This window comes from Mesorhizobium loti, assembly GCA_014189435.1.
In the GTDB taxonomy this organism is placed as follows: Bacteria; Pseudomonadota; Alphaproteobacteria; order Rhizobiales; family Rhizobiaceae; genus Mesorhizobium; species Mesorhizobium loti_G.
Window position 1 is genome coordinate 5,034,707 of record CP050293.1, and the last position, 26,207, is coordinate 5,060,913.

General features: G+C 61.8%; 22 protein-coding genes, 1 tRNA gene and 1 pseudogene. 8 read left to right on the plus strand and 16 right to left on the minus strand.

The genetic code is table 11. The features are described from left to right. Positions 1-10: 10 nt before the first annotated feature. The 4 genes from HB777_24240 to HB777_24255 form a co-directional block, all read right to left on the minus strand. Positions 11-316, minus strand: a complete 306-nt coding sequence (locus tag HB777_24240; GenBank protein ID QND66708.1) for a hypothetical protein — start codon at positions 314-316, stop codon at positions 11-13. Positions 317-804: 488 nt separating this feature from the next. Beyond that, the gene (locus HB777_24245) at positions 805-969 is read right to left on the minus strand and encodes a hypothetical protein (protein ID QND66709.1); all 165 of its coding nucleotides are present in this window, start codon (positions 967-969) and stop codon (positions 805-807) included. Positions 970-1,218: 249 nt separating this feature from the next. After that, a complete protein-coding gene (locus HB777_24250; GenBank protein ID QND66710.1) occupies positions 1,219-1,455 on the minus strand; it encodes a hypothetical protein in 237 nt (78 codons plus the stop codon). A 215-nt stretch (positions 1,456-1,670) separates the two neighbouring features. Next, positions 1,671-1,892, minus strand: a complete 222-nt coding sequence (locus HB777_24255; GenBank protein QND66711.1) for a DUF768 domain-containing protein — start codon at positions 1,890-1,892, stop codon at positions 1,671-1,673. A gap of 374 nt (positions 1,893-2,266) precedes the next feature. On the opposite strand from HB777_24255, the pseudogene HB777_24260 reads away from it, so the two are divergent. Continuing rightward, positions 2,267-2,353, plus strand: a pseudogene (locus tag HB777_24260) (aminopeptidase P family protein). A gap of 323 nt (positions 2,354-2,676) precedes the next feature. Here HB777_24260 and HB777_24265 read toward each other — a convergent pair. From HB777_24265 to HB777_24280, 4 genes are all read right to left on the minus strand, one after another. Next, positions 2,677-2,823 carry a hypothetical protein gene (locus HB777_24265; GenBank protein QND66712.1) on the minus strand — a complete coding sequence of 49 codons (147 nt, stop codon included), beginning with the start codon at positions 2,821-2,823 and terminating at the stop codon, positions 2,677-2,679. A gap of 94 nt (positions 2,824-2,917) precedes the next feature. After that, complete coding sequence (locus HB777_24270; GenBank protein ID QND66713.1) at positions 2,918-4,279, minus strand: integrase; 1,362 nt, start codon at positions 4,277-4,279, stop codon at positions 2,918-2,920. A gap of 130 nt (positions 4,280-4,409) precedes the next feature. Continuing rightward, positions 4,410-4,486: transfer RNA gene (locus tag HB777_24275), tRNA-His, on the minus strand. Positions 4,487-4,862: 376 nt separating this feature from the next. Continuing rightward, entirely contained in the window at positions 4,863-5,321 is a 459-nt protein-coding gene (locus tag HB777_24280; protein ID QND66714.1) for a phasin, read from the minus strand. 249 nt (positions 5,322-5,570) lie between these two features. On the opposite strand from HB777_24280, the gene HB777_24285 reads away from it, so the two are divergent. Further along, positions 5,571-9,539, plus strand: coding sequence for a PAS domain S-box protein (locus HB777_24285; protein ID QND66715.1), 3,969 nt, complete (start codon positions 5,571-5,573; stop codon positions 9,537-9,539). Between the two features lie 274 nt (positions 9,540-9,813). Here the strand turns inward: HB777_24285 and HB777_24290 are convergent, their stop codons facing one another. Beyond that, complete coding sequence (locus tag HB777_24290) at positions 9,814-11,784, minus strand: acetoacetate--CoA ligase (protein QND66716.1); 1,971 nt, start codon at positions 11,782-11,784, stop codon at positions 9,814-9,816. A gap of 218 nt (positions 11,785-12,002) precedes the next feature. Between HB777_24290 and HB777_24295 the strand changes: the two genes are divergently transcribed. Further along, positions 12,003-13,856, plus strand: a complete 1,854-nt coding sequence (locus HB777_24295; GenBank protein QND66717.1) for an AsmA family protein — start codon at positions 12,003-12,005, stop codon at positions 13,854-13,856. Between the two features lie 20 nt (positions 13,857-13,876). Here HB777_24295 and HB777_24300 read toward each other — a convergent pair whose 3' ends face one another. The 6 genes from HB777_24300 to HB777_24325 form a co-directional block, all read right to left on the minus strand. After that, positions 13,877-14,695: an ABC transporter permease subunit gene (locus HB777_24300; GenBank protein QND66718.1), complete on the minus strand. Its 819-nt coding sequence runs from the start codon at positions 14,693-14,695 to the stop codon at positions 13,877-13,879. A 4-nt stretch (positions 14,696-14,699) separates the two neighbouring features. Further along, the gene (locus tag HB777_24305; protein ID QND66719.1) at positions 14,700-15,674 is read right to left on the minus strand and encodes an ABC transporter permease subunit; all 975 of its coding nucleotides are present in this window, start codon (positions 15,672-15,674) and stop codon (positions 14,700-14,702) included. A gap of 9 nt (positions 15,675-15,683) precedes the next feature. Continuing rightward, positions 15,684-16,823, minus strand: coding sequence for an ABC transporter ATP-binding protein (locus HB777_24310; protein ID QND66720.1), 1,140 nt, complete (start codon positions 16,821-16,823; stop codon positions 15,684-15,686). Between the two features lie 84 nt (positions 16,824-16,907). Next, the gene (locus HB777_24315) at positions 16,908-18,005 is read right to left on the minus strand and encodes a polyamine ABC transporter substrate-binding protein (GenBank protein QND66721.1); all 1,098 of its coding nucleotides are present in this window, start codon (positions 18,003-18,005) and stop codon (positions 16,908-16,910) included. 350 nt (positions 18,006-18,355) lie between these two features. Continuing rightward, positions 18,356-19,309: a DMT family transporter gene (locus tag HB777_24320; protein QND66722.1), complete on the minus strand. Its 954-nt coding sequence runs from the start codon at positions 19,307-19,309 to the stop codon at positions 18,356-18,358. A gap of 152 nt (positions 19,310-19,461) precedes the next feature. Next, positions 19,462-20,910 (minus strand): XRE family transcriptional regulator, encoded by a 1,449-nt coding sequence (locus HB777_24325; protein ID QND66723.1) that lies wholly within the window; start codon positions 20,908-20,910, stop codon positions 19,462-19,464. Positions 20,911-21,146: 236 nt separating this feature from the next. Here HB777_24325 and aceA point away from each other — a divergent pair, with 236 nt between their 5' ends. From aceA to HB777_24340, 3 genes are all read left to right on the plus strand, one after another. Continuing rightward, on the plus strand, positions 21,147-22,436 hold the full coding sequence (gene aceA, locus HB777_24330; GenBank protein QND66724.1) for an isocitrate lyase: 1,290 nt from the start codon (positions 21,147-21,149) through the stop codon (positions 22,434-22,436). 59 nt (positions 22,437-22,495) lie between these two features. Next, entirely contained in the window at positions 22,496-22,738 is a 243-nt protein-coding gene (locus tag HB777_24335) for a hypothetical protein (protein ID QND66725.1), read from the plus strand. 231 nt (positions 22,739-22,969) lie between these two features. Next, on the plus strand, positions 22,970-23,422 hold the full coding sequence (locus HB777_24340) for a response regulator (protein ID QND66726.1): 453 nt from the start codon (positions 22,970-22,972) through the stop codon (positions 23,420-23,422). Positions 23,423-23,492: 70 nt separating this feature from the next. Here the strand turns inward: HB777_24340 and HB777_24345 are convergent, their stop codons facing one another. Next, positions 23,493-24,209, minus strand: coding sequence for an HAD family hydrolase (locus HB777_24345; protein ID QND66727.1), 717 nt, complete (start codon positions 24,207-24,209; stop codon positions 23,493-23,495). 145 nt (positions 24,210-24,354) lie between these two features. Between HB777_24345 and HB777_24350 the strand changes: the two genes are divergently transcribed. Together HB777_24350 and HB777_24355 are read left to right on the plus strand one after the other, a co-directional pair. Beyond that, positions 24,355-25,791 carry a glutamine synthetase gene (locus HB777_24350; GenBank protein ID QND66728.1) on the plus strand — a complete coding sequence of 479 codons (1,437 nt, stop codon included), beginning with the start codon at positions 24,355-24,357 and terminating at the stop codon, positions 25,789-25,791. Between the two features lie 82 nt (positions 25,792-25,873). Continuing rightward, complete coding sequence (locus tag HB777_24355; GenBank protein ID QND66729.1) at positions 25,874-26,191, plus strand: four helix bundle protein; 318 nt, start codon at positions 25,874-25,876, stop codon at positions 26,189-26,191. The last annotated feature ends 16 nt before the right edge of the window (positions 26,192-26,207 follow it).

Here is a 26,207-nt window from a genome sequence, read left to right on the forward strand (position 1 = left end):
ACCTGGCCGGCTACCTTGCCACGAAGAGATCGCTCGCAATGCATTTATGGACCGGGCAATAATCTGTGTCGGTCGTCGGCACGCCTGCGCCAGTAGCCACCTCGCCAGGACGGCATTGCTTCTGCCCGCTGACATAGAGGTCGTGGCGCGTCAGGCTGAGGTTGAATATGGAGCGGTAGCGAATGACGGTGGTGCCGTCCTGCTTCAGTAGTGCCTGAACTTCGGCGCAACTCAGGCCGGCGATATCCCTGCGCTCTTGCGCTTGAGCCTGCACCACGAGCAAGAGTAACGGAATTGCAATCGCGATCGGTTTCATGGCGCCCCACCAGCGTTTTTCGCCCGACCGATGGTGTAGACTTGACCAACCGATATGAAAAGCCCTCTGCCTTTGGCCTCGCCAAAGGACGACATGCGGTCGGTGTCGTCGATGGTCGAGAAAATCCTGACCATGTACCTGCGCGACAAGGCTACCAGAAACTCACTTCCGCGATCACACCATGGCCAGGGATCGCCTTCGGTATAATCGCGTTCGGTATATTAGCATCTGCTTGCGGCGGACCTGATTGTCCGCTTGGCCGGCGCCGCACAGCTCAACAGCTCCCACCCCTGGCGCCGGCCATTTATCCGTGCCTGGGAACTTCCCGGCGCCAGTGACGTTGACCTGTATGGCTCTTGTTACCGGGTTTGCGTCTGCAGTGGTCGTTCTGTTTGTCGTGCTCCTGTTCACCCATGCAGCCCGAGACCTTCAAAGCTCGCCCAGGTACCATAGTTTATGTCGCCGATTGCAGCGGCATCGAGAGCCGTCTAGCGCCTCTTAGGCTTCGGCGTCATCTCCTCGACCCGCACCTTGTCGCCGATCTCCTTTGCCATGGCCAGCGCCTTAGTCTTGTCCTTCGTGGTCAGCATCGTACGCCAATGCGGCTTCTCGAAAACCGAGACGATGTAGGTTGTGGCCGGCTTGTCGGTCATCTAATCCCCTGACGATTGAAAAGCCCGCGCTCTCGGCCAGAGGTGCGCGGGCGGATCGGAGGCCCGATCTTCGGCAGGAGGGCACCACCTGCCGCATGCATCAATCTTCAGAGATGGCTAATGTTCCGTCAAGGCGATCATGCCGGCAATCCCGCTGCCCCATTCACGGCAGCAGCGGGCGCCCCTAGGGATCGCGGGACTTGCCGAGGCGTTGGAACCTCTGCCGCCATGAAAACTATCAGGGCGCCCTTATGTTCCAGCCCGCGCCGGCCCTGTCAGGTTCCACCTGATGAATGATGCATCCCTGCCGGTGATTTCTTTGATCGATTTCAGCAGCACCTTATGCACTGCCTGGAGCGATCGATAATGCTCGCAGCTTGGGGATAGCAGCGGCTGGACGATGCTCTTGTGAAGCCGCTCCGCCTCGATCATGAAGCGGTCGATTTCTGCCTGCGAAAGCTGTTTGGCGGTTTTGGTCCTAGCCATAGTGACGAACTCCGTTTGAGGGGATCGCCGCAACGGGAGGATTATATTCCTGACTTTCACTCGACTGCCACCAGCTACAGGTTGCGGAGCGGATTTACTCATTCTTGAGCACATTAGCGCATCTTAATGAGCGGACATGACAAGTAGCTCGTACATGGCTAAGGCCCCGGCGATTCACCCTGCGCCGGGGCTTTTGTGTGCTTCGGTAGGGGTGGTTATTCGGGCAAGCCTGGATCGTAATGCACAATCGCGTCGAGGATCGTGCGATAGAGGCTCTCCACCTCCTCGTCGATCTCACTGCGTTTGATCCCCAGCGCCTTTGCATCGGCGATCAGCTTGTGCGTGAGTTCGTCAACCGAGATGACATCAGCCTTCGTTGTCTCGGGGACGTTGTTGGCCAGCCATCGGTCCAGGAAGTTAATTCCGCGCTCGCTCATTCGTGACTAAGCTCAAGCCGCAGCTTATGTTCCATCGGAATCGTGATGCGCGACCAGGGAAATGATGCGGCTAGCTCGGCTGGTTGTCGCCTGTCGAGTTGGTGAATTTGCGTACCATTCGCAAAATCGAGGGAACATTTTAGCCAAGCTGAATGTTCGTGGTCTATGGACAGCCGAAACCTACTCTCAGCCGATCAATCAAAAGCAGCACGCGCCCTACTGAACTGGTCGCGAGTTCGCCTTGCCTCAAAGGCCAACCTTAGCGAAATGACGATAGTGTTCTCGAGAAAGGCATTCGGAAACCGCGTCCCCACAACATCGCGGCGATCCGCCAAGCGTTTGTGGACGCCGGAATTGTCTTCACGTTTGAAGGCGTGAAGCTCGAGGAGCAGGTTTTGATTACGAGCAGCGGTTTTGAGAAGCTGACAAAATGCCCCTTTGATCCGGCTTTGATGACCTAGCATTGTCCATCTGTGCAACTGTTTGTCGATTAGCCGCGCCCGCTTTTGAGGCAATCGCGATTGTCTCTCGATAATTTCCGCACTTGGGCTTTGGCATCAGTCGACAATAGGTCCGAAATTCGGCGCAAAGCCGTCGCTCAGCACCTAGACTAAGCAGCGTGCCGCCGATAGCAAAAGAATGCCTCTTCAATAGTGGGTCTTGCGACGTAGCGGTCTCCCGCTACTAACCCCGGCCGGGCCGAGAGACTTTCCCATCTGCACGCCGCAGCCGCCGTTAAAGCCCGAGCCGAACGCCGGCCCTTCACTGCACCAGGAACGTCCGCCTACGAATAGGGGATGCTACATTCCTGGCCCTGCAGAAGGGCGAAGCCGTGAAGCGATGCTCGCCCACGCCTCGACCAGTCACAGCACAGCGGATTGAGCGAGCGCTCGACCGCGTCGCCGAGATCATCGTTGCGCGAGGTGACCATGGTGAGGCATGGCTCCCGCTATACGACCATTTGGAACGCGCCCTGCAGGATCATGGAGCGAAGGAGGAACGCCTCGCCGCAGTGCGCCAGCGTGTCATACGATCCCAGGATTGAACGGCAACACGATCTTCATAAGTTCCTCTTGCCACATCTTCATGTCGCCGCCCTCGCCGTATTTCGGGCGGTCGATCGTGTGGCCCATCAGCATGCGCCGAAGCTCCTCGTCCAGCCTACCGTTCTTCATGCGGTCTTCGAATGAATGGCGCAGCGAATAGACGGTGTGATTGTCCGTCGGAAACAAATTGTAGCTCTTGAAGTGCTTGTTCAGCAGGGCTGACAGCGACGCCTCGCGATCCTTGTACCGTGGGAAGCCCTTAGGATGCTTTTTGAACACCTCAAGCGCCACGCCGACCAGCGGCACTTTGCGCACCGACGAGGCGGTCTTGATCTCTCGTGGATCGTCGGGATCGTCGCGCGGCTCGACCGAAATGTGCGGCACCTCATGGTCAACATGGATGACACCGGCGTGCAGGTTCGCGAGTTCGCTCGGCCGGGCGCCTGTCTCAGCGAAGGCAAGCACGATTCCTCGTGCCTCATCATTGAGTGCCGAAAGCGCGCCAGGCGCAAAGATCCTGTCGCGAATCCAGTCGGTTGGGAACGGCGGCCGACTGCGTTTCGACTTGTCGGTGAATGACAGATCTGCGAACGGGTTCTTCTGTTCGGGGAAACCGAGATGGCGAAAGTAGTCGGCGTAGAGGGTTCGAAGGTTGCCCATGTTTCGGTTGCCTGTCGACGCTGAACGGTCCGGTCGCCCTTTGTCGGGCGCAACACGGTCCAGCCAATATCTATGCACGGCTCGCGCGTCATCGCGCGTGATCTCGCTCATTGGCTTGTCGGCGACCAGGCCGATGAAGACATCGACGCTCATTTCGCGCTTTGCCTTCCAGCGCTTCTTCTGGTCAGGACTTTTTGTGCGGATTTCGTCGCGGGCAATCTCGTTGAAATATAGCTCCAGCGCTTCCGATATCTTGTCGTCAGGGCGGGCGACCGCGCCGCCGACCGCGTCGACAGATGGTGATTTGGCAGGCTCGCCTATCGTGCTCTCTACCCGCTGCAGGATGGTATCGAGGGGCTCGGCGACCAGGATCTCGGCGAGCGGTCTATAGACGAATCCCAGAGACTCGGCGCGCTTGATGGCCTGGCGATATCGGGTACGCGCCGCCTGTGGATTTTCACCCAACATCAACGACGCCCACAAAGCATTGTCAGCAGCCTCGTTGAGATCTCTGGCGGTGCGCGCCTTTATGCGGTCGGTGGTGTCGAGGGCGCGGCGCACGAACACGCCACGCTCGTCGACATCCCTGACCTCTCTGGGCACCCGCCGGTAGTAATGGAAATGATCGCCCCTCAGTTGCAGGAAGCGGTCAGGATCATATGCTTCGCGTCGTCTTCCCACGCCCCTAGAAACCCCATTTGTATCACAATAGGTAACACAATAGGTAACACAAAATCAAGAATGGCCGCAAGACCGGCTACCGGAAACGGTAAATTCTACAACAAATTCAATTACTTATCGGGAAACCCAATGGTACCGTTGGCTGGGATCGAACCAGCGACCTCCGGATCCACAATCCGGCGCTCTAACCATCTGAGCTACAACGGCACGTTTGCCTGAGCGGGATCGAAACAGAAACTCGTCCCGACCGCTCTGTCGTTCGGCGATGCGTCCTTACGGGCTTATGGATTCTAATTCAAGGCTTTTGGAAAGCAAAGGTCACTTCCCCACACCGGCGCGGCATTTGCCTGGCAAAAAGAGGGCACAAGGCAAGAGCAGGACCCAGACAAAGAAAAAGGCCGGCGGGAGGAGGTGCCGGCCTTTTCCTGTTACGAGCCAGCGGGAGGAGGTGCTGGCTGGTCACCCCGGAGAGCAGAGGGAGGAGGTTCCACCCGCCGGGTATTCCTTGATGACTACCATCATACGCCCGATCGTTTTTAAGAAAATGCGACCTTTTGTTGCATCTTCAGATCATGCGTAGATGTTAGGCAACCTTGATTTCCTTCATCGCCTTCTCGAAGGCGGTCTTGATCGGCTTGGAGACGTCTTCGGCGGCCTTGGAGGCAACGGCCTGGAAGTCCTTGGCCTGCTCGACGGTCGTTTCGACGCGCTTGCGCAGGAAGGCGGTCTGCAGCTCGACGACTTCCGACAGCGACTTGGCGCCGATCAGCGCTTCGAGATGGGAGAAGCCGGCCTCGGCATTGGCGCGCAAAGCGGAAATGGTCTTGAGCGACAGGTCGCTGGAAACGGTCTTGGCGGTCTCGAAGGTCGACTCCAGAGCCTTCCGGGTCTCCTCGGCGCCGGTCTTCAGCTTGGCATAGGCTTCCTTCGACTGCTCGACGCCCTTTTCGGCGAAAGCGCGCATCTGGTCGGTGGCCTTGGAAGCATCAAAGCTCGGGAATTCAACGTTTTCGATCGTGTCGGCAGTCTTGGTCCTGGACATATTCCATCCTTTTCAGCGGCAGCGGCTTTGACAGAAAGCCGTCTCGTTCATGTATGATGGCAATATAAAGGCAAATTTTGTGCATTGCAATATCTTTGTTGCAGTGCACCATAAATTTCTTTTGGGCCGTTAACCAAGAGCCCAGATTCCAGCCTTTGCACGTTCTGGCTTGTGGACCTTCGCGCCTCCGGCTTTTATTAACAAAGCGTTAACTGCAAATTCGCCGCTCCGTGAGGGTTCGCCAAGCGCATGCCGTCCGAATATTCCTTCCTCGACGTCGCCGTGCTCGACGCGGTTCGCCAGCGCTTTGCCGCCGGCGACGCGATCGCGATCCTGTCGGCGGATCTGGAGCAGGTGATCTGGGCCAATGGGCCAGGCGCCGCGGTGTTCGGCTATCCCGACATCGAGGCGATCATCGGCGCCTCGGCACAGTTGCCCCTGATCGCCAGGCGCCAGATCATGGCGACCAGCGGATTTCCCGAGATCGGCAGCGACCGCGCCATCATGGTGCGGCTGGCGACCGGCATGACCAGCCGCGCCGTCGGCTTCCTGGCCAGTGCGGTGACCATGCCGGACGCCGAAAAAGCCATCATGCTGGCCGTTCCGGCGGCGCAGACAGGTTCGCGCAGTGCCGGCGAAATCGCCACTCGCGCCATCAGCGGCTTCACCGAGGATGGCCATTTCATCGCCTTTGTCGACGCCGGCGGTACTATCGAGGCGGCCTCGGAAGGATTTCCGGCACTGGGCATCTTGCCGGAGACGCTGGCGGCCCTCGTCGCCGACGTCGCGGCCGAGACCGACCGCATCGTCAAGCGTCTCGTCCCCGGCCGCACGGTCTCCTATCCGGCAGGGCTGGCAAGATTGACCGAGGAACGGCATCTGCTGGTGGTGATCGACGAAGACCGGCTCGACGACAAAGCCGCTGCCGACGGCAGCATCGTGGAAGCACAGCAGCCAGCCTCATCCGGGACTGCAGCTGCGGAAAGCACGATCGCCCAGCCGGAACCCGATCAGGACAACAGGCCGACAGTCGACAGCGAACACCCGGCTGCCGTAGTGGACGAACCGAGCGTTGCGGAAGCCGCCGAGACCATATCGGTGCCTGCCGAGCCTGAGAATATCTATCCCGCCGAGCAACCCGCGGAGGCGGCGGACAACGACCCGGCCGACCGCACGCCGGCGCAGCATGATCACTGGTACTTCAATGCCGGTGATGATGCACAACCAACCGACCGGCCAGCCGCAACCGAGTCCGCCGAGCCTCCCGGCACCGTCGCGGAAGTTGCAGCGGAAAATCCGACGCAGGACGATACGAAGGCCGCCGCGCCTCTCGAACGCCCGGTTGCGAGGTCGATCGACCGCACGGCGGCGCCGGTACGCTTCGTCTGGCGCACCGATGCCGAGGGCAAGTTCAGCGCACTGTCCCCCGAATTCGCCGACATCGTCGGCAAGCCGGCAGCCGACGTGATCGGCCGGCGCTTCAGGGATGTCGCGGCCACCTTCGGCCTCGACCCCTCCGGCGAGATATCCGGCCTCCTGGAACGGCGCGATACCTGGTCCGGGCGCTCCGTGCTGTGGCCGGTCGTCGGCACCGATCTGAAGATACCTGTCGACCTCGCCGCGCTGCCTGTCTATGACCGCAGCCGCGCCTTCGAGGGTTTCCGTGGCTTCGGCGTCGCCCGCGCCAGTGATGCGGTCGTCGATCCGGAAGCGATCGGCATGGCGCTGGTGCCCAATGGCGCGGCGCCGAAACCGCAAGCCGTCGAACCCGAGCCCGAACAGCCGAAGGCCGAGGATCCTCAGGCATCGGACCCGTTCAAGGGCGAAGTGCCGGCGCTGACCATCGTGCCGAAACCGGAGCGGCGCTTTGCCGACAAGGTGATCCGGCTGGCCGAGCATCGCCAGCCAGCCAACGACAAGGGCCTGTCGACCCTGGAACGCAGCGCGTTTCGCGAAATCGGCGAGAGACTGAAGAAGGACAGCGCCCCGGTCGAGCCGGCAGAGACAGAGAAGCCCGGCCTCGAAAGCTCCGGGGGAGTGAAGACCGAGACATCCGCTGAACCTTTGGCGGACACCGCGGGTGTGCCGAAAGCGGAGGCCGAGGCTCCGGCCAAGGCGGCCGGCGAGGTTGCGTCGACGCCCGATGTCGTCCAACAGGAAGGTCCGACGCATGCCGGCGAAATCCCCGCGGCAGAGCCAGAGAACGAACCGGTCGAGCCATCCGAGACCGATGTCGATGCCGAAGACGAGCAGGATCTGGCGCGGCTTGACGGCGGCCACCCCGGCGAAACGGTTCTTGAAGAACCCTTCGTGCCGAATGTGACGGGCTCGCTGCTCGACTATGCCGGCCATGATGACGAAAGCGGTCCTGTCACGGACAACACTGACGAGGCCCCTGTTTCCGAACCGCTGGCGGCGGAACAGGAAATCACCAAGCCCATTGCGGCTGGCGAAGAGCCTGAAGCCACTGACGCGACACATGACGCCGGCGATGACGACAGTATGACGTCAGCTGATTTTCGCGATGCCGAGGATAGCGAGGACTGGGCGCAGCCCGACGAGGAACGCGCAGCGGCGGACGAGGAGGCGGTTGCATCCGCCGAGGAAACCACCAGCGCAAGCGACGCCGTCACGGCACGAGGCGAGCGCCCTCGCCTGCAGGTGCCGCCGCTCAAGACCGAAGGCTTCGTGCCATCGGCGTTTTCGGCTGGAGATGAGCACAAGGCTCCGGACACCTTGCTGCTCGGCAAGCTGCCGGTGCCGCTGCTCATCCATTCCGGCGACCAGTTGCACTATGCGAACGAGGAATTCCTCAATCTGACCGGCTATGAGGCGCTCGATGACCTGGCGGATGCCGGTGGCCTCGGCGCGCTGTTTGCCGACCCCTATGCCGATGACGGCGCCTCCGACGGCACCGATCGCGCGCTGCGGTTGAAGACGCGTGACGGGCAGGAATTCCCGATCGAGGCCATCTTGCGCTCGGTTCCCTGGCGCGACGGCAAGGCGCTGATGCTGGTGGTGCGTCGCTCCGGCGAGGATGATGCACCGGCGGCCCTGCATGCGGTTGGCGACGAGCAGACGCAGCCCGACATTCCCGAGCTGAAGGCGCGCATCGCCGAGATGCGCACCATCATCGACACCGCCACCGACGGCGTCGTGCTGATCGGCCGTGACGGCACCATCCGCTCGATCAGCCGCCCGGCCGAAGCGCTGTTCGGTTTCGACAGCGACGACGTGACCGGCAAGCCGTTCGCCTCGCTGTTTGCGATCGAAAGCCAGCGCGCGGCGCGCGACTATCTCAACGGATTGTCCGAGCCAGGCGTGGCGAGCGTCATGAACGACGGCCGCGAGGTGATCGGCCGCGAGGCGCAGGGGCGCTTCATTCCGCTGTTCATGACCATCGGCCGGCTGCCCAGCGACAGTGGCTTCTGCGCTGTCGTGCGCGACATCACGCAGTGGAAGCGGGCCGAAGAGGATTTGACCCAGGCACGTGCGGTGGCCGAGCGCGCGTCTTCCCAGAAGACCGATTTCCTCGCCCGCATCAGCCACGAGATCCGCACGCCGCTCAATGCCATCATCGGCTTTTCCGAACTAATGGTCGACGAGAAGTTCGGACCTGTCGCCAATGACCGCTACCGCGACTATCTGCGCGACATCAACCGCTCGGGCAATCATGTGCTCGACCTGGTCAACGACCTGCTCGACATCTCGAAGATCGAAGCCGGCCAGCAGGAGATGGCCTATGAGGCGGTGTCGCTCAACGACACGCTGGCCGAGACGGTGGCGATGATGCAGCCGCAGGCCAACCGCGAACGCGTCATCATCCGCTCCAGCTTCGCATCGCGGCTGCCGGAAGTGGTGGCCGACCTGCGCAGCGTGCGCCAGATCGCGCTCAACATCCTGTCAAACGCCGTCCGTTACACCCAGGCCGGCGGCCAGGTGATCGTCTCGACCGCCTATGAGACGTCGGGCGACGTCGTCATGCGGGTGCGCGACACCGGCATCGGCATGAGCCAGGCCGAGATCGAGCAGGCGTTGAAGCCGTTCAAGCAGATCAACGCGCTGAAGCGTGGGCGCGGCGACGGCACGGGCCTTGGACTGCCACTGACCAAGGCGATGGTGGAAGCCAACCGCGCCCGGTTCACCATCAACTCGACACCGGGTGAAGGCACCCTGGTCGAGGTCGCTTTCCCATCGACCCGCGTGCTCGCGGAATAGGCCAGCCCTCTCCACGGCTCGGTCCGGTAGCGACAAAGAAAAGGCGCCCAAAAGGGCGCCTTAAGAGATGGGATTGCTGTCACAACGGGGGCTTGAGCGAATTCGGATCCTCCGGGGGCTGAGGAACGGGATTTCTCCCTCAAGTTACATGCGACTATCGACGCCGGACCTTAACAACTCCTTACCGGCACGGCGGAAAATTTACGAATGTGTACCACTCATGAAATCTAGGTAAATTCTACTGACATATTTGGTTAACCATGCCTGCGCCCGGCTATTCAGCTAATTGCGGCAGGTTCTTGAACAGCTCCAGCGCGTCTGGATTGGCGAGCGCCTCCTTGTTCTTGATGGCGCGGCCGTGCACGACGTCGCGCACCGCGAGTTCCGTGATCTTGCCCGACTTGGTGCGCGGGATGTCTGACACGGCGACGATCCTGGCCGGCACGTGACGCGGGCTCGCGCCGCTGCGGATTTTGGCGCGAATGCGTTTTTCGAGTTCCTCGTCGAGTTGCACGCCGGCGGCCAGCCGCACGAACAGCACGACGCGCACGTCATTGTCGAAGTCCTGGCCGATGCACAGCGCTTCCAGAATCTCCGGCATCTGTTCCACCTGGTTGTAGATCTCCGCCGTGCCGATGCGCACACCGCCCGGGTTGAGCGTGGCGTCGGAGCGGCCATGGATGATCAGGCCGCCATGCACGGTCCATTCGGCGAAATCGCCGTGGCACCAGACATTGTCGAAACGCTCGAAATAGGCCGCCTGGTACTTCTTGCCCTCGGGATCGTTCCAGAAGCCGATTGGCATCGCCGGAAAGGCCTTGGTGCAGACCAGTTCGCCCTTCTCCTGTCGGATCGGCCTGCCCTCGTCGTCCCAGACATCGACCGCGAGGCCGAGGCCGGGTCCCTGGATCTCGCCGGTCCAGACCGGCTGCGTCGGCACGCCGAGCACGAAGCAGGAGACGATGTCGGTGCCGCCGGAGACCGACGCCAGGTGCACGTCCTTCTTGATCCCGTCATAGACGAAGCAGAAATCCTCCGGCGACAGCGGCGAGCCTGTGGAGGCAATAGCCCGCACGGTGGACAGATCATGCGTGCGGATCGGCTTGAGACCAGCCTTGCGCACCGAATCGATGAACTTGGCCGAGGTGCCGAAGAAGGTCATCTTCTCAGCATCGGCGAAATCGAACAGCACATTGCCGTCGGGGTAGAAGGGCGAGCCGTCATAGAGCAGCAGCGTCGCACCCGAAGCGAGACCCGATACCAGCCAGTTCCACATCATCCAGCCGCAAGTGGTGAAGTAGAAGAAGCGGTCGCCGTCGAGCAACCCGGCATGCAGCCGATGTTCCTTGACATGCTGGAGCAGCGTGCCGCCGGCCGAGTGGACGATGCATTTGGGAATGCCGGTCGTGCCTGACGAAAACAGGATGTAGAGCGGATGCGAAAACGGCAGTGGCTCGAAGGCAACGGGCTTGCCGGCGAAGGGCGACAACGCCTCTTCCAGCGCCACCGCCTTGTCTATGGTAGCAGCGACATCGCTCGATGTGCCGAGATAGTCGACGACCAGGATCTTGCGGACAGTGCCGAGCTTGGCCGCGACCGCGGCAATCTTGTCGGCGACCTCGATCGCCTTGCCGTTGTACCAATAGCCATCCGGCGCGATGAAAATGACGGGCTCGATCTGGCCGAAGCGGTCGAGCACGCCCTGCTCGCCGAAATCGGGAGAGCAGGACGACCAGACGGCGCCGATCGAGGCGGCGGCCAGCATGGCGGCGACGGTCTCCGGCATGTTGGGCATCATGGCGGCAATGCGGTCGCCCTTCTTCACCTTGAGCGACAGGAAAAGCTGCTGCAGCCGCGAGGTCAGCGCGTGCAACTCGTTCCAAGACAGCCGGCGCTCGACTTTGTCCTCGCCGCGAAACACGATTGCCTCACCGGCGCCGGTCTTCTTCAGCAGATTCTCGGCGAAGTTCAGCGTGGCATCGGGGAAGAAGGAGGCACCGGGCATCCTGTCGCCATCGACGAGCGCGGGCTCGCCCCCATCGGTGCCCTTGTCGCCGACGATGCCGCAGAAATCCCAGACCAGGCTCCAGAACCCTTCACGGTCCTCGACCGACCAGCCGTGAAGCTGCGAATACGAAGAAAACGTTGCGCCGGCTTTCAAAGAGGCTGCCTTGGTGAAAGCGGTCAACGGCGCGGCGTCAATCTGGTCTTGTGTCGGGGTCCAGAGCGGTACTTCGGCAGCCATGATCGTTCCTCCACGGTCGCCATCGCTTATGCATATCGCAACGCAGCAGAGCAAGATTTTGTTCGGTCAATGCGACCAGATGTGCGCAAATGCCATCGCCGGGCCATAATGACTTGAAATGCCTCAGCCCTAAGTCGTAGTGACGACTGGGGCCGTAGTGACGGCCCGGGTTACACCCGTCGGGCGATTTTTGTCGGAATGGAAGCATACGGGGCGATATGCCATCATCTTTGATCCGGCGCGGAGTATGGACGATCGGCGCTGCCGGTATCGTCATCGCGCTGGTGGTTGCCGCCCTGCCGCTGATCGCCTCCACCCGTATCGTGCGCGACCGCATCGCCTGGGAAATGAGTGCGTGGAGCGGCTTTCGGGTCGCCATCGAAGGTTCGCCGCGCATCGAGGTCTGGCCGACATTCCGCGCCATCCTGACCGATGTGACGCTCTCACAATGGACCGACACCGAGGCGCCGCCGGTCGTCGAAGCAGAGCGGGTCGAGGTCGACCTTTCCGCCATGGCGGCCCTGCGCGGCGACGTGGTGTTTTCGACGGCACGGCTGGTGCGGCCGACGATCCGGGTTCAGCGCACGCCAACCGGCCTCTTCCTGCCCGCCGTCCCGACCGGCGGGCGCATCACGCGCTCTATCGACACGGCGCGCGGCGTGGTCAATGCCGACCCCGCCAAGCCGGATCTCGACAAGCTGCCGACCGACACATTCGGCACGGTCGAGTTCCGCGACGGCCGCATGGTGGCCTCCATCGCCGGCAAGGACGTCGAGATCCTGAGCAGTTTGACCGGCCAGGCGAATTGGGCGGCGATGAACAGCAATGCGACGCTGTCGGCAACAGGGATCTGGCGCGGCGAAAGCGTTGCGCTGGACGTCGCCTCGCCGAAACCGCTTGTGCTGTTTGCCGGCGGTACGGCGCCGCTCACGCTATCCTTCAAGGCGGCACCCGCCACCTTCTCGTTCGATGGCACGGCCAGCATGTCCGAGAATACATATTTCGACGGCCAGGCGAAATTCTCGGCACCCTCGCTACGGCGTGTCCTGGAATGGTCGCAGGCCGGCATTGCGCCGGGCGCTGCGATCGGCTCGGTCAGCATTTCGAGCAAGATCACGGCAACGGGCGGGCGCGTCAAATTCGACAACACGGCCATTGCCCTGGACAACAATCCGGGAATGGGTGCGCTGGACCTCTCGCTTGGCGAAGCGCAACCGGTGATCTCCGGCACGCTCGCCTTCGACACGCTCGACCTCAGATCGTTCCTCTCCGCCTTCACGCCGCTGGCGCCGACCGGAGGGGCGGGGCCCGGCGAAATCGACACAAGTTTCGCCGACAAGATCAACCTCGATCTGAGGTTGTCGGCAGCGCACGCCACGGCGGGGCCTATCCAGCTCGCCGATGTCGCCGCCACCGCCCAGGTCAAGGATGGTCTTTCCGTCTTCGACATCTCCGACGCCTCGGCCTTCGGCGGCAACATCCAGACCAGCCTTCGCTTCGACCGCAAGCCGGAAGGCTCGCAGGTCGAGATCCGGCTGCTGGCGTCCGACATCGACGGCGGTGCCTTTGGCACGGCGGCAGGCATGACCCGGCTGGTGCCGGTGGGCACTGGCACCGTCTCGGTGATCCTCAAGGGACCAGGCAGAACCTGGGACTCCATCTTCGACAATGCCGACGGCTCGGTTTCGGCGACCTTCGGGCCAGGTGCATTGAGCAAACTCAACCTGCCGGCCTTCCTCAAGCATACCGAACAAGGCGGCTTCTTCGCGCTTGACGACGTCTCCGACGGAACGCTGCCGATCGACGGCGCCGAGATCAAGGCCACCATTTCGAAGGGCGTGGCACGGATCGACAAGGCCGAAGCCAATTCGGCGAAGTACAAGATTTGGCTGTCGGGCATCGCCTCCTACGCCGGACGAGGACTGGCATTGTCCGGCGGTGTCATCCAGGCGGACCAGGCGGCAACGCAGACCAATGGTCAGCAAGGCCCCAACCAGTCGTCGTTCTTTGTCGGCGGGACATGGAGCACGCCGTTCATTTCCCCGATCAGCCGCGGCGTTTCGGGGGAATAAGCAGCCGCGCCTTCCATCTTTCAGCCGCGCTGCGCGGCCCGCTCGTCGAGTTGGCGCTGCACCTCACGCCGCTTGTTGGCAAGCGAGGCGATGACGACGCCAATTGCCACAACGGCGATCAGGATGGTGCAGGCGGCGTTGATCTCCGGCGTCACGCCGAGGCGAACCTGGCTGTAGATCTTCATCGGCAGCGTCGTGGCGCCCGGCCCGGAGGTGAAGCTGGCGATGACCAGATCGTCGAGCGACAGAGTGAAGGCCAGCATCCAGCCGGAGACGATGGCCGGCATGATCACCGGCAGCGTGATCTGGAAGAAGGTCTTCACCGGCGTTGCGCCCAGATCCATCGCTGCTTCCTCAAGCGAGCGGTCAAAGGTGATGAGGCGCGACTGTACGACGACAGCGACGAAGCACATGGTCAGTGTGATGTGGGCGAGCGTCACGGTGAGGAAGCCGCGGTCGAGGCCGACAGCGACGAAGAGCAGCAGCAGCGACAGGCCGGTGATGACTTCCGGCATGACCAGCGGCGCAAAGACCATGCCTGAAAACAGCACCCTGCCCTTGAAGCGCGTGTAGCGGGTCAAGGTGAGTGCAGCCAGAGTGCCCAGCACCGTCGCAACGGTGGCCGAAATCAGGCCAACACGCGCCGTAACCCAGGTCGCGTCCATGAGGCCCTGGTTGTGGAACAGCGAGACGTACCATTTGGTCGAGAAACCGCCCCAGACGGTGACCAGTTTCGACTCGTTGAAGGAGAAGACGATGAGCAGCACGATCGGCAAATAGAGAAAGGCAAAGCCAAGCACGATCGAGGTGATGTTGAAGCGGCTCCAGGTGGCGTTCATGAGGTCACCTGTCCATTTCTTGAGCGCGCGCCTGAGCCCGCTGGAAGAGCATGATCGGCACGATCAGCAGCAACAGCAGGATGACGGCCACGGCCGACGATACCGGCCAGTCGCGATTGGCGAAGAACTCGTTCCACAACGTCTTGCCGATCATCAGCGTCTGCGATCCACCGAGCAGGTCGGGAATGACGAACTCGCCGACCGCGGGGATGAACACCAGCAGGCAACCGGCGATGACGCCGGGCAGCGACAGCGGGAAAGTGATCTTCCAAAACGCGCTGGTCGGCGGGCAGCCGAGATCCTTGGCTGCCTCGATCAGCGAATAATCCATCTTCTCAAGCGCGGAATAGAGCGGCAGCACCATGAACGGCAGGTAGGAATAGACGATACCGATGAAGATCGCCGTATAGGTGTTGAGGATGATCAGCGGCTGGTGGATGACGCCGGTGGCGAGCAGCAGCTGATTGAGCAGCCCCTCGGGCTTGAGAATGCCGATCCAGGCGTAGACGCGGATCAGGAACGAGGTCCAGAACGGCAGGATCACCAGCATCAGCAAGGTCGGGCGGATCGTCGCCGGTGCGCGCGCCATGCCGTAGGCGATCGGATAGCCGACGAGCAATGTCAGGATCGTCGAGATCGCGGCGATGATGACGCTGGTCACATAGGCGTTGAAGTAGAGCGCGTCCTGCGTCAGCCAGGCGTAGTTGTCGAGGCTGAGTTGTTTCAGCTGGGTAAGGAACCCGGAAATGCCGCCGCCGAAATCGAGTGCCGGCGTATAGGGCGGAATGGCGATCGCCGTCTGCGACAGCGAGATCTTGAAGACGATGACGAACGGAATGAGGAAGAAGAACAGCAGCCAAACATAGGGGATGATGATGACCAGGCGGCCAAAGAAGGCGGCGCCCAGCCTGGCGAGGGCGGATTTGCCGGCATTGGTTGCCGGAGAGGCTGATGCGGTGGTGACGGCGGCGCTCGACATGGTCGCCCCCTACCGCGTCAGCACGACGCCGGCGTCGGGCCGGAAGGAAACCCAGGCGCGGTCGTTCCAGCTCAACGGATCCTCGGTGATGCGGGCCGCGTTCATGGTGCTCGCGCGCACCACCTGGCCGTCGTCCAGCCTGACGTGATAGACGGTCATGTCGCCGAGATAGGCGATGTCGTAGACCTCGCCCTCTATCGCGTTGACCGCCTCGGCCGGCTTCTTCGACGACACCTTGATCTTTTCCGGCCTGATGGCGAAGGTGACGGCCGTTCCGGCGCCGGCGGTGCCGGCATTGTCGGTGCGGATGGTGATGCCATTGCCGGCATCGATGCTGGCGCTGCCGGCCTCGCCACGCGCGATCTTGCCTTCGAACATGTTCACATTGCCGACGAAGCCGGCGACGAAGCGCGACCCTGGCGCCTCATAGACTTCGGCCGGCGTTGCCACCTGCATCACCTCGCCCTTGTCGATGATGGCGATGCGATCGGCCATCGTCATCGCCTCTTCCTGGTCGTGGGTGACGACGACGAAGGTCAGGCCGAGGTTCTGCTGCAGGTCCATCAATTCGAACTGCGTTTCCTCGCGCAGTTTCTTGTCCAAAGCGCCAAGCGGCTCGTCGAGCAGCAGCACCTTCGGCCGCTTGGCGACCGAGCGGGCGAGTGCGACGCGCTGGCGCTGGCCGCCGGACAGCTGATGCGGCTTGCGCTTGGCGAACTGCTCGAGCTTGACCAGCTTCAGCATCTCGGCAACGCGCGACGCGATCTCGGGCTTCGGCATGCCGTCCTGCTTGAGGCCGAAGGCGATGTTGTTCTCGACCGTCATGTGCGGGAACAGCGCATAGGACTGGAACATCATGTTGACCGGCCGCCGGTAGGGCGGGATGCCGCGCAGATCCTGGCCGTCGAGCAGGATGCGGCCGGCCGTCGGCTCCTCGAAGCCCGCGAGCATCCTGAGCAGCGTCGATTTTCCGCAACCGGAGGCGCCGAGCAGAGCGAAGAACTCGCGCTCGAAGATGGTCAGCGACAGGTTGTTGACGGCTGTGAAGTCACCGAACTTCTTAGTGACGTTGTCGAACTGGATATAAGGCTTGGCATTCGGGTCGTTCCACGGCGCAAAATCCCTGCGGATGCTGCCAAGCGATTTCATGTCCCACTCCGTCCTGATTCTTGCTTCTTGCCCCAGAAAAGAATGGTCCCGGGCAGGTGGCTGCCGGGACCATGTCGGATTTGCTTACTGGCCAGTAACGATCTTGGTCCAGGTGCGCGTGATGACGCGCTGGGTCTTGGGATCGTATGGCGAGACGGTGTAGAGCTTCTTTATCGTCTCGGCATCGGGATAAACCGAAAGATCATCCAACAGTGCCTTGTCGACGAATTGCTGCGAAGCCTTGTTGCCGTTTGCGTAGAGCACGTAGTTCGACGACTTGGCGATAACTTCCGGCTTCATCATGTAATTGATGAACTCGAGCGCTTCCGCAACATGCGGCGCGTCCGCAGGGATCGCCATCTGGTCGAACCACATCTGAGCGCCCTCCTTCGGCACGGAATAGCCGATCTCGACGCCTTGCTTGGCCTCGACCGCACGGTTGCGGGCCTGGAACACGTCACCCGACCAGCCGACCGCCAGGCAGATATCGCCGTTGGCGAGCGCGTTAATGTATTCGGAGGAGTGGAACTTTCGGATGTAAGGCCGGACCTTGAGCAACGTCTCCTCGGCCTTGGCGATATCGTCTGGCGACGTGCTGTTCGGGTCGAGGTTGAGATATTTCAAGGCCGCCGGAATGATGTCGGCCGGCGAGTCCAGCACATAGACGCCGCAGTCCTTCAACTTGGCCAGGCTGTCGGGATTGAAGAAGACATCCCAGCTGTCGATCTTGTCGGTGCCGAGTGCCGCCTGCACCTTCTTGATGTTGTAGCCGATGCCAACCGTGCCCCACATGTAATTGACCGAGTATTCGTTGCCGGGGTCATACTTGGCGGTTCGCTCCGAAACCGTATCCCACATGTTGGAAATGTTCGGCAGCTTCGACTTGTCGAGCTTCTGGAACACCCCGGCCTGGATCTGGCGCGCGAGGAAATTGCCGCTGGGCACGACGACGTCATAGCCGCTGCCGCCGGCAAGCAGCTTGGTTTCAAGGATTTCGTTGGAATCGAAGGTGTCGTAGACGACCTTGATGCCGGTTTCCTTGGTGAAATCGTCGATGATCGAACTGTCGATATAGTCCGACCAGTTGAAGACGTTGACGACACGGTCTTCGGCGTGACCGCCGACGGTGAAAAGCGTCAGAAATACCGAGGTTGCCGAAAGCCAGAGCGCTTTGCGGATCATGCTATTCTCCTTTGGTGAGTGTTCCTTCGCCGGCTCGTCGTGGTGTCAGCGCGACCGTGCTTTTGTTTCAGACTATTGAGCTTTCCAAGGGGCGACAAGCGCGAACTGCCGACACCATGCGGGCGGTCCGATGAGCGGCGAGAGATGGCTCTGTGCCCCTGCGGCGGCCTGGGAGGCATGCCGCTATCGTCAGAGGCTTTCGCCGTGGCGCGGGCAAAGATACGACGATGTGGTCCGGTCTCGATCTGACCGGGGGGGAGACTTGGCAAGATACGCCTGTCTTGTTGTTGCCGTATTCCCAGCCTGCCCGCGCGGCTACGAAGTTGTCAATGGCAAAGCTGCGCGCCGCCTCAATTAGGCGACGGCACTCCGGTAACCCCAGCGCGCTCGGGCCGTGTCTGGCGCTTGAATTCGAGCCCGATATGGACGAGCAGCGCCGTGACCACCACCGCGCCACCGATGATGGTGCGCGCCGACGGCACCTCGGAATGGATCAGCCAGACCCATATAGGGCCGAGGATCGGCTCGAACGTGCCGAGCAGTGCGGCGATGGCCGCCGGAATCAGCCGTGCGCCGGTGGCGAAGAACGCGAGGCCAATGCCGAGATTGACCACGCCGAAAGCAAAGAGAAAGCCCATGTCACTGGCCGATACAGTGAATGTCGATGCCTGCGAGGCGGCAAAGCCGGCCGCAAGCATGGTGCCGAGGCAGGTCGCCGGCGTCATGCGTACGCTGGAAAACCGCCGGGTGATGACGGTGGCGATCGAGAACATGACCGCGATCAACAGCGCCAGCCCGTCGCCTATGGGCGAGACGGCGCCATTGAGCGATTCCGACACCATGATGGCGACGCCGGCGATGACGGCGGCAATCGCCACCCAGGTCGTGATACCAACCTTTTCGCGGAACAACGCCCAGGCAAACAGCGCCGCCAGCAACGGCACGCCGGCCTGCATCAACAGGATGTTGGCGACGGTGGTGTAGCCAAGCGCCACGACGAACGCGGTCGATGCGGTGGCGAAGCAGATCCCGACGCCAAGGCCGGGCAGACCCATGTCACGGAACATTTTCAGCATGCCGCGCCAGCCGTCGCGCCAGACCATGAAGCAGATCAGGAAGGCGGCTGCCCAGATGGAGCGCCAGAAAATAACCGTCCAGCTGTCGCCGGTGGTGATGAAGCGGGCGATGGTGCCGCCGAAACTCCACATCAGCGCCGACAGGAACACCAAAAGCATGCCGACGCGTTCCTCGCGCGGCGAGACGGCTGGCGATGCGACGATCGGCGATGATGCGGTGTCGGTCATGGGCGCGACTGTCGGGCTTTTGTGGACGGGACGATGCGCAAGGGACGACAAAAAGATACCCTGTTCGCGTAACGCAAAGCCGAACCCCAGGGGTGAGCCAGCGACCGGCGACAATTGTGGCACCTTGCCTTGTGTGGCACCTTGCCTCGGCGTCACTGGAAATCGAAGGCGCTCAAGCCCGTCACCATCTCGTCGAGGCCGAGCGGACGCGTCACCGGCGGTTCGGCGCGCGCCAGGCAGCCGACGCGTTCGCAAAGCCGGCAGGCAGGCCCGACCGGCGTCGCCGCGACAGTGCCGGCCCCGGCCTTTGCAGCGGCAACCGCGCCAGGCAGTGCCGCGCCGTAAATGATCTCGTCACGAAAGCCGATGTCGCAACCGAGCAGCAGCGCGGTGCGGCGCGGGCGTTCCGAGAACGCGCCTTGCGGCCCTTCCAGCGTGCGGGCGATGCACAGGAACTCGGCGCCGTCGGGCATTTCCACCGCCTCGACGAAGACCTGGCCGGGCTGGGTGAAGGCAACATGGACAGGCAGTTTGGGACAGCCGCCGCCGAAGCGGCTTTGCGGAAAGCCCTGGCTGCCGGCCTTGCGGAAGCGGTTGCCGGCATTGTCGACCTCCAGCATGAAGAACGGCACGCCTGAGGCACCCTGCCGCTGCAGCATGGTCAGCCGGTTCGCCGCCTGTTCGAAGGAGACACCGAAGCGCGAGCGCAGGACATCGATGTCGTAGCGGGCACGCACGGCAGCCGCGTGAAAAGCCTGATAGGGCATCATCAACGCATGCGCCGCATAGCGGCCAAGTTCGAAGCGGGCCAGGCGGCGTGCCTCGTCGGTGGCCAGTTTGAGCGCCTGGATCTCGCCGGCGACCGCGACTGTCATGCGGATCAGACAGGCCTCCATCGCGACTTCGCGCAACTGGTCGAACGGCGACAGGCGTTCGGACAGGAACAGGCGCTGCGAGTGGCGATCGTAACGGCGGCGCCAGTTCGGCATGGTGGCGACCGGCAGCACCTTGACCACGATGCCGTATTCGCGTTTCAGCCAGGCCTTCAGCGCGCCGAACAGATCGTCGCCGGGATCGAGCACCGAGGTGAACGCCGCGGCCTCCTCTTCGAGGGCTGCGAAATGGTTCGGCCGGCGCTCGAAAATCTCGTGCACCTCGTCGATCGGCAGGCGGGCGCCGGAAAGTGCCGTTGCGCGACCTTCGCGCGCCAAAAGCTCGTTGAGATCGGACAGGCGCTCGGCCTGCTCGCGATAGGCGCGGAACAGCTTTATCACCGCCGCGGACGCGTTGGGCGCTGCCTCGGCAAGCTCGATCAGTTCCTGATCGCCCGGCAATTCGCCGACCAGCAGGGGATCGGTGAACACCTCCTTCAAGGCAGCGACGGATCCCCTTGCCTCGCCTTGCAGTTCGTGAGGATCGACCTTGTAGACGGACGCCAGCTTGAGGATCAGTTGCACCGTCAGAGGCCGCTGATTGCGCTCGATCAGGTTGAGATAGGATGGCGAAATACCGAGGCCCTCGGCCATCGCTGTCTGGGTCAGGCCCTTGGCGTTGCGGATACGGCGGATGCGCGGCCCGGCGAATATTTTCTGGTCAGCCATCGACTGTCCTTGACAGGAATTTACACAGATTTGGTGGCAACCTCGCTGTGCTGCCATTTACAATCATGACAAATTTACAGCGCGCGCCTGTCAAAGGCAACACAGGTTTTCCCTTATATCTCGCCGATTCTGTTGAATTTTCTGGCCCATTTCGCGCCGCAATGTAAATTCAGTCATATTCCGGTGCACAGATAATTGATGCCCGGACACCGCGCAGCAATCCTTCGGAGTGACCAATGACTGATTTTTACAACCTCGTCCCATCGGCGCCGGAAGGTCGCTTCGACGGCATCGAACGGCCCTATTCCGCGGCGGATGTGAAGCGGCTGCGCGGTTCGGTGCAGATCCGCCAGAGCCTCGCCGAAATGGGCGCCAACCGGTTGTGGAAGCTCATCCACGAGGAGGATTTCGTCAACGCGCTCGGCGCCATGTCCGGCAACCAGGCAATGCAGCAGGTGCGCGCCGGGCTGAAGGCGATCTATCTGTCGGGCTGGCAGGTTGCCGCCGACGCCAACACGGCTGGCGCGATGTATCCGGACCAGTCGCTCTACCCGGCCAATGCGGCGCCGGAACTGGTCAAGCGCATCAACCGCACGCTGCAGCGCGCCGACCAGATCGAAACGTCCGAAGGCAACGGGCTTTCGGTCGAGACTTGGTTCGCGCCGATCGTCGCCGACGCGGAAGCCGGCTTCGGCGGACCGCTCAACGCCTTCGAAATCATGAAGGCCTTCATCGAGGCGGGCGCCGCCGGCGTCCACTATGAGGATCAGTTGGCGTCGGAAAAGAAGTGCGGCCATCTCGGCGGCAAGGTGCTGATCCCGACCGCGGCGCATATCCGCAACCTCAACGCCGCGCGCCTGGCGGCGGACGTGATGGGCACGCCGACCCTGGTCGTCGCGCGCACCGATGCGGAAGCCGCCAAGCTGCTCACCTCCGACATCGACGAACGCGACCAGCCTTTCGTCGACTACGGCGCCGGGCGCACGGTGGAGGGCTTCTACAACGTCAGGAACGGCATCGAGCCCTGCATCGCCCGCGCTATCGCCTATGCGCCTTACGCGGATCTGATCTGGTGCGAGACCTCGAAGCCCGACCTGGCGCAGGCCAGGAAATTTGCCGAGGGCGTGCGCAGGCACCACCCCGACAAGCTGCTCGCCTACAATTGCTCGCCATCGTTCAACTGGAAGAAGAACCTCGACGACGCGACGATCGCCAGGTTCCAGAGAGAGCTCGGCGCCATGGGTTACAAGTTCCAGTTCATCACGCTCGCCGGCTTCCACCAGCTCAACTATGGCATGTTCGAACTGGCGCGCGGCTACAAGGCACGGCAGATGGCGGCCTATTCCGAGTTGCAGGAAGCCGAGTTCGCTGCCGAGGCCAATGGCTACACCGCGACCAAGCACCAGCGCGAGGTCGGCACCGGCTATTTCGACGCCGTCTCGATGGCGATCACCGGCGGCCAGTCCTCGACCACCGCCATGCATGAATCGACCGAGCACGCACAGTTCAAACCGGCCGCGGAATAGCGGATCACAGAAATACAGAGGAAACGCCCAACAGGGCTTGGAACACAAGGAGAAGACCAATGGCATCGATAAGCCGTGTCAAGGAACGCGCTGAGGAACAGTCCACGACGATGAGCGTCGACCAGCAAGCGACGATCCGCATGTTGGCCAACGACCTGCACCGCCTCAACCAGTCGGTGATGAAGGCGGTCGAGGCGGGCGTCTCGGTCGAGCTCGTGCGCTCGGCACGACATCACGGCGGTGACGGCAACTGGGGCGATCTGCTGATCCCGGTGATCGTCACGCAGCAGAGCCACGGCTGATCGAAATCATTGCAACCGACCTATCACCTGCGCAGCCTCTGCGCAGGTGAATTTTCTTTTCATGAAATTCACGTGTGGACAGTTGAGTACAGTAGCGTTGCTTGAAATTCACTGCTCCCGGAGATGATTTCGGGTCCTTTTATTTCAACTTGACATGGGTAGCGATCTCACGCCAATTGCGCCTGAGATTCAACTCTGCATTGAAATAGGGACGAGCTTCTTGGCCGACTTGTGTGCCCAGTGAATCGCGAAGGCGAGACTCCAAGACATCCGAATCTGGTGACCCGCGACACAAGCACCGAGACGATCCGTGATCCGTCGCAGGTGCTTGTCGTCGGCAGATCGCCGATCAATCGCGTGGTGATTTCAAAGATCGTCGAGCGATCCGGGCTCAAGCCGATTTCGGAATCTCCCGACACGGCGGCAAGGATCTTGCGGTCCCTCATTCCCGGTGCGGTTGTCCTTGACGGCGGCGCCGACAACAAGGACTGCGACAACCTGATGTCCAGCATCGCCGCGTTGCGGCGGGTCTCGGGCAAATCGCAGCCACCGGTAATCCTGCTTTCAACCAAGAATGGCACGACGGAAAGCCTGGGCCTGTCCGACATCATCGACGTGGTGGTCGCCAAGCCGATCACGCCCGAACGGCTGCAACCGGTGATCGATCGCCTGATCGGCCGCTAGAGCGACTGCAGGAAAACTGTGTAACGGTTTTTCCGTCCGGAATTGCGCAAAAATAGGTAAGTTCCGGCGATCAGCCCGGATTGATGATGCTTTCAACCAGTCCCGGCAGTTGTCCGAGATCGGATATCTGGTGGAACCGCGGTTCGGCAGCCGGCGCTTCGACATGCTCCAGCACCCAGGTCAGTTCATGCGGCACATGGACACCCCAACCGCCGGCCTCGATGGCCGGCACCACGTCCGACTTCAGCGAGTTGCCGACCATCATGCTTTTCGCAGGACCATCGCCGTGGCGGTTGAAGAGCCTGCTATAGGTGGCGGCATTCTTGTCGCTGACGATCTCGACCGCATCGAACAGATCGCCCAGGCCTGACCCAGCCAGCTTGCGCTCCTGGTCAAAGAGGTCGCCCTTGGTGATCAGCACAAGGCGGAATGCGCCGGCAAGCTTTTCGACAGTTTCGCGCGCGTGCGGCAAGGCCTCGATCGGATGGCTCAGCATCTCGCGGCCGGCATCGAGAATCTCCGATATGACCGAAGCCGGTACGCGGCCTTGCGTGACCTCGATCGCCGTTTCGATCATCGACAGGGTAAATCCTTTGATGCCGAAGCCATAGACGGCGAGGTTGCGCCTTTCGGCCTCCAGCAATCGTGCCGAGATGTGCTCCGCTTCGCCATGATCGGCGAGCATGGCGGCAAAGCGCTTCTCCGTCAGGCGGAAGAACTGCTCGTTCTGCCACAGCGTGTCGTCGGCATCGAAGCCGATCGTCGTCAGTTTGCCGTTGTGCCGCATTGGACGTCTCGATTGGCATTGGGAATGGGGAAACTAAGCCGATTGGCGTGATTTTCAACCGCGTCAGCCAATGCCCGGCGCCGCTCCCCTTCCCTTCCATAGGAGGGCACGGCTATACTCCACAATCCGCAACCCAATCTGGTGAATGATGCCGCCTGCAAAAAAGGAAGTCCGTCCGTCGAGCCGCGGAGGACGTGCCCGCACGCCTGCCTTCGTGAAAAACCAACGGGGCGTCAAGAACTGGAAGGAAGTCAGCGCCTGGCTGGAGTGGCGCGGCATCGAGGACATCGAGTGCATCACGCCCGATCAGGCCGGCGTCGCGCGTGGCAAGATGATGCCATCGAAGAAATTCACCTCCAACACCTCGCTGGCACTGCCATCGGCTGTCTTCATGACGACGATTTCCGGCGGCTACCCCGAGGATGGCAACGGCTTCCATTACCCGGAAGACGACGGCGACCTCAAGCTGATGCCGGACCTGTCGACGCTGACAGTGGTGCCCTGGGAAGAAGACCCGACGGCCGCGGTCATCTGCGACCTTGTCCACCAGGATGGCCGCTCGGTCGAGTTCACACCGCGCAACGTGCTGAAGCGTGTGGTGGCTGCTTATGACAGACTCGGCCTGAAGCCGGTGGTGGCGCCCGAGATCGAGTTCTACCTGGTGCGCAAGAATCCCGACCCGGACTATCCGCTGACCCCGCCAGTCGGCCGTTCGGGGCGCGCGATCGGCGGCGGCGCCGGCTATTCGATCGCCGGCGTCAACGAATTCGACGAACTGATCGATGACATCTACCATTTCTCCGAAAGCCAGGGCCTGGAGATCGATACACTGATCCACGAGGAAGGCGCCGGCCAGCTGGAGATCAATCTGCGCCACGGCGACCCGATCGAACTGGCCGACCAGGTGTTCATGTTCAAGCGCACCATTCGCGAGGCGGCGCTGAAGCACGAGATCTACGCCACCTTCATGGCCAAGCCGATCCAGGGGCAGCCCGGCTCCGCCATGCATATCCATCAGTCGATCATCGACAAGAAGACTGGACAAAACATCTTTTCAGCCGCCGACGGCTCGGAAACCGACGATTTTTTCCACTTCATCGGCGGCATGCAGAAGCATGTGCCGAACGCGCTGGTGATGTTCGCGCCCTATGTCAATTCCTACCGCCGGCTGACGCAGGCGGCGTCGGCGCCGGTCAACAACAAATGGGGCTATGACAACCGCACCACGGCGTTTCGTGTGCCACGCTCGGATCCGGCGGCACGGCGCGTCGAAAACCGCATCCCGTCCTCCGATGCCAACCCCTATCTGGCGCTGGCGGCATCGCTTGCCTGCGGGCTGATCGGCATCACCAACAAGATCAAGGCCGAGCCTCCGGTGCTGACCACGGCCAACGCCGACGAGATCGACCTGCCGCGTGGCCTGCTCGAAGCCGTCGACCTGTTCGAGGGCGACGAGGAACTCTGCGCGCATCTGGGTAAGTCCTTCGCCGCGACCTATGCGGCGATCAAACGGGCGGAATTCGAGACCTTCATGGAAGTGATCAGCCCGTGGGAGCGGGAGTATTTGTTGCTGAATGTGTAAGGCAGTAGGGGAGTAGGGGAGTAGGAACGAATGGCCGAAAAAAACAGGCTCCTACAAGGACTTGCTGGTTTGGCAACAGGCGATGGACCTTGCAGTGGCTGTTTACGGCGCAACGAAATCCTGGCCAAAGGAAGAACTTTATGGACTGACCAGCCAAGTGCGACGCGCCGCAAGCTCGGTGCCGGCAAACATAGCGGAGGGGTATGGCAGAGAAATTCGAGGCTCCTATTTGCAGTTTCTCCGTATAGCTCAAGGATCGCTGAAGGAACTGGAAACTCAGCTTCTAATTGCTGAACGCACCGGCATCGCGCCGAAAGCGACGATCGCCTCATTGTTGGCGAGTACTGAAAGTGTGGGAAAGCTTCTTCGACTTCTCATCCGTAAACTTGCCGCCGACTAGCTTACCTATTCCCCTA

Excerpts from the sequence above, each read along its gene's own strand:
- HB777_24240 (QND66708.1), bottom strand. The coding sequence starts at position 316 with ATGAAACCGATCGCGATTGCAATTCCGTTACTCTTGCTCGTGGTGCAG.
- HB777_24245 (QND66709.1), bottom strand. The coding sequence starts at position 969 with ATGACCGACAAGCCGGCCACAACCTACATCGTCTCGGTTTTCGAGAAG.
- HB777_24250 (QND66710.1), bottom strand. The coding sequence starts at position 1,455 with ATGGCTAGGACCAAAACCGCCAAACAGCTTTCGCAGGCAGAAATCGAC.
- HB777_24255 (QND66711.1), bottom strand. The coding sequence starts at position 1,892 with ATGAGCGAGCGCGGAATTAACTTCCTGGACCGATGGCTGGCCAACAAC.
- HB777_24265 (QND66712.1), bottom strand. The coding sequence starts at position 2,823 with ATGGTCACCTCGCGCAACGATGATCTCGGCGACGCGGTCGAGCGCTCG.
- HB777_24280 (QND66714.1), bottom strand. The coding sequence starts at position 5,321 with ATGTCCAGGACCAAGACTGCCGACACGATCGAAAACGTTGAATTCCCG.
- HB777_24285 (QND66715.1), top strand. The coding sequence starts at position 5,571 with ATGCCGTCCGAATATTCCTTCCTCGACGTCGCCGTGCTCGACGCGGTT.
- HB777_24290 (QND66716.1), bottom strand. The coding sequence starts at position 11,784 with ATGGCTGCCGAAGTACCGCTCTGGACCCCGACACAAGACCAGATTGAC.
- HB777_24295 (QND66717.1), top strand. The coding sequence starts at position 12,003 with ATGCCATCATCTTTGATCCGGCGCGGAGTATGGACGATCGGCGCTGCC.
- HB777_24300 (QND66718.1), bottom strand. The coding sequence starts at position 14,695 with ATGAACGCCACCTGGAGCCGCTTCAACATCACCTCGATCGTGCTTGGC.
- HB777_24305 (QND66719.1), bottom strand. The coding sequence starts at position 15,674 with ATGTCGAGCGCCGCCGTCACCACCGCATCAGCCTCTCCGGCAACCAAT.
- HB777_24310 (QND66720.1), bottom strand. The coding sequence starts at position 16,823 with ATGAAATCGCTTGGCAGCATCCGCAGGGATTTTGCGCCGTGGAACGAC.
- HB777_24315 (QND66721.1), bottom strand. The coding sequence starts at position 18,005 with ATGATCCGCAAAGCGCTCTGGCTTTCGGCAACCTCGGTATTTCTGACG.
- HB777_24320 (QND66722.1), bottom strand. The coding sequence starts at position 19,309 with ATGACCGACACCGCATCATCGCCGATCGTCGCATCGCCAGCCGTCTCG.
- HB777_24325 (QND66723.1), bottom strand. The coding sequence starts at position 20,910 with ATGGCTGACCAGAAAATATTCGCCGGGCCGCGCATCCGCCGTATCCGC.
- aceA (QND66724.1), top strand. The coding sequence starts at position 21,147 with ATGACTGATTTTTACAACCTCGTCCCATCGGCGCCGGAAGGTCGCTTC.
- HB777_24335 (QND66725.1), top strand. The coding sequence starts at position 22,496 with ATGGCATCGATAAGCCGTGTCAAGGAACGCGCTGAGGAACAGTCCACG.
- HB777_24345 (QND66727.1), bottom strand. The coding sequence starts at position 24,209 with ATGCGGCACAACGGCAAACTGACGACGATCGGCTTCGATGCCGACGAC.
- HB777_24350 (QND66728.1), top strand. The coding sequence starts at position 24,355 with ATGATGCCGCCTGCAAAAAAGGAAGTCCGTCCGTCGAGCCGCGGAGGA.
- HB777_24355 (QND66729.1), top strand. The coding sequence starts at position 25,874 with ATGGACCTTGCAGTGGCTGTTTACGGCGCAACGAAATCCTGGCCAAAG.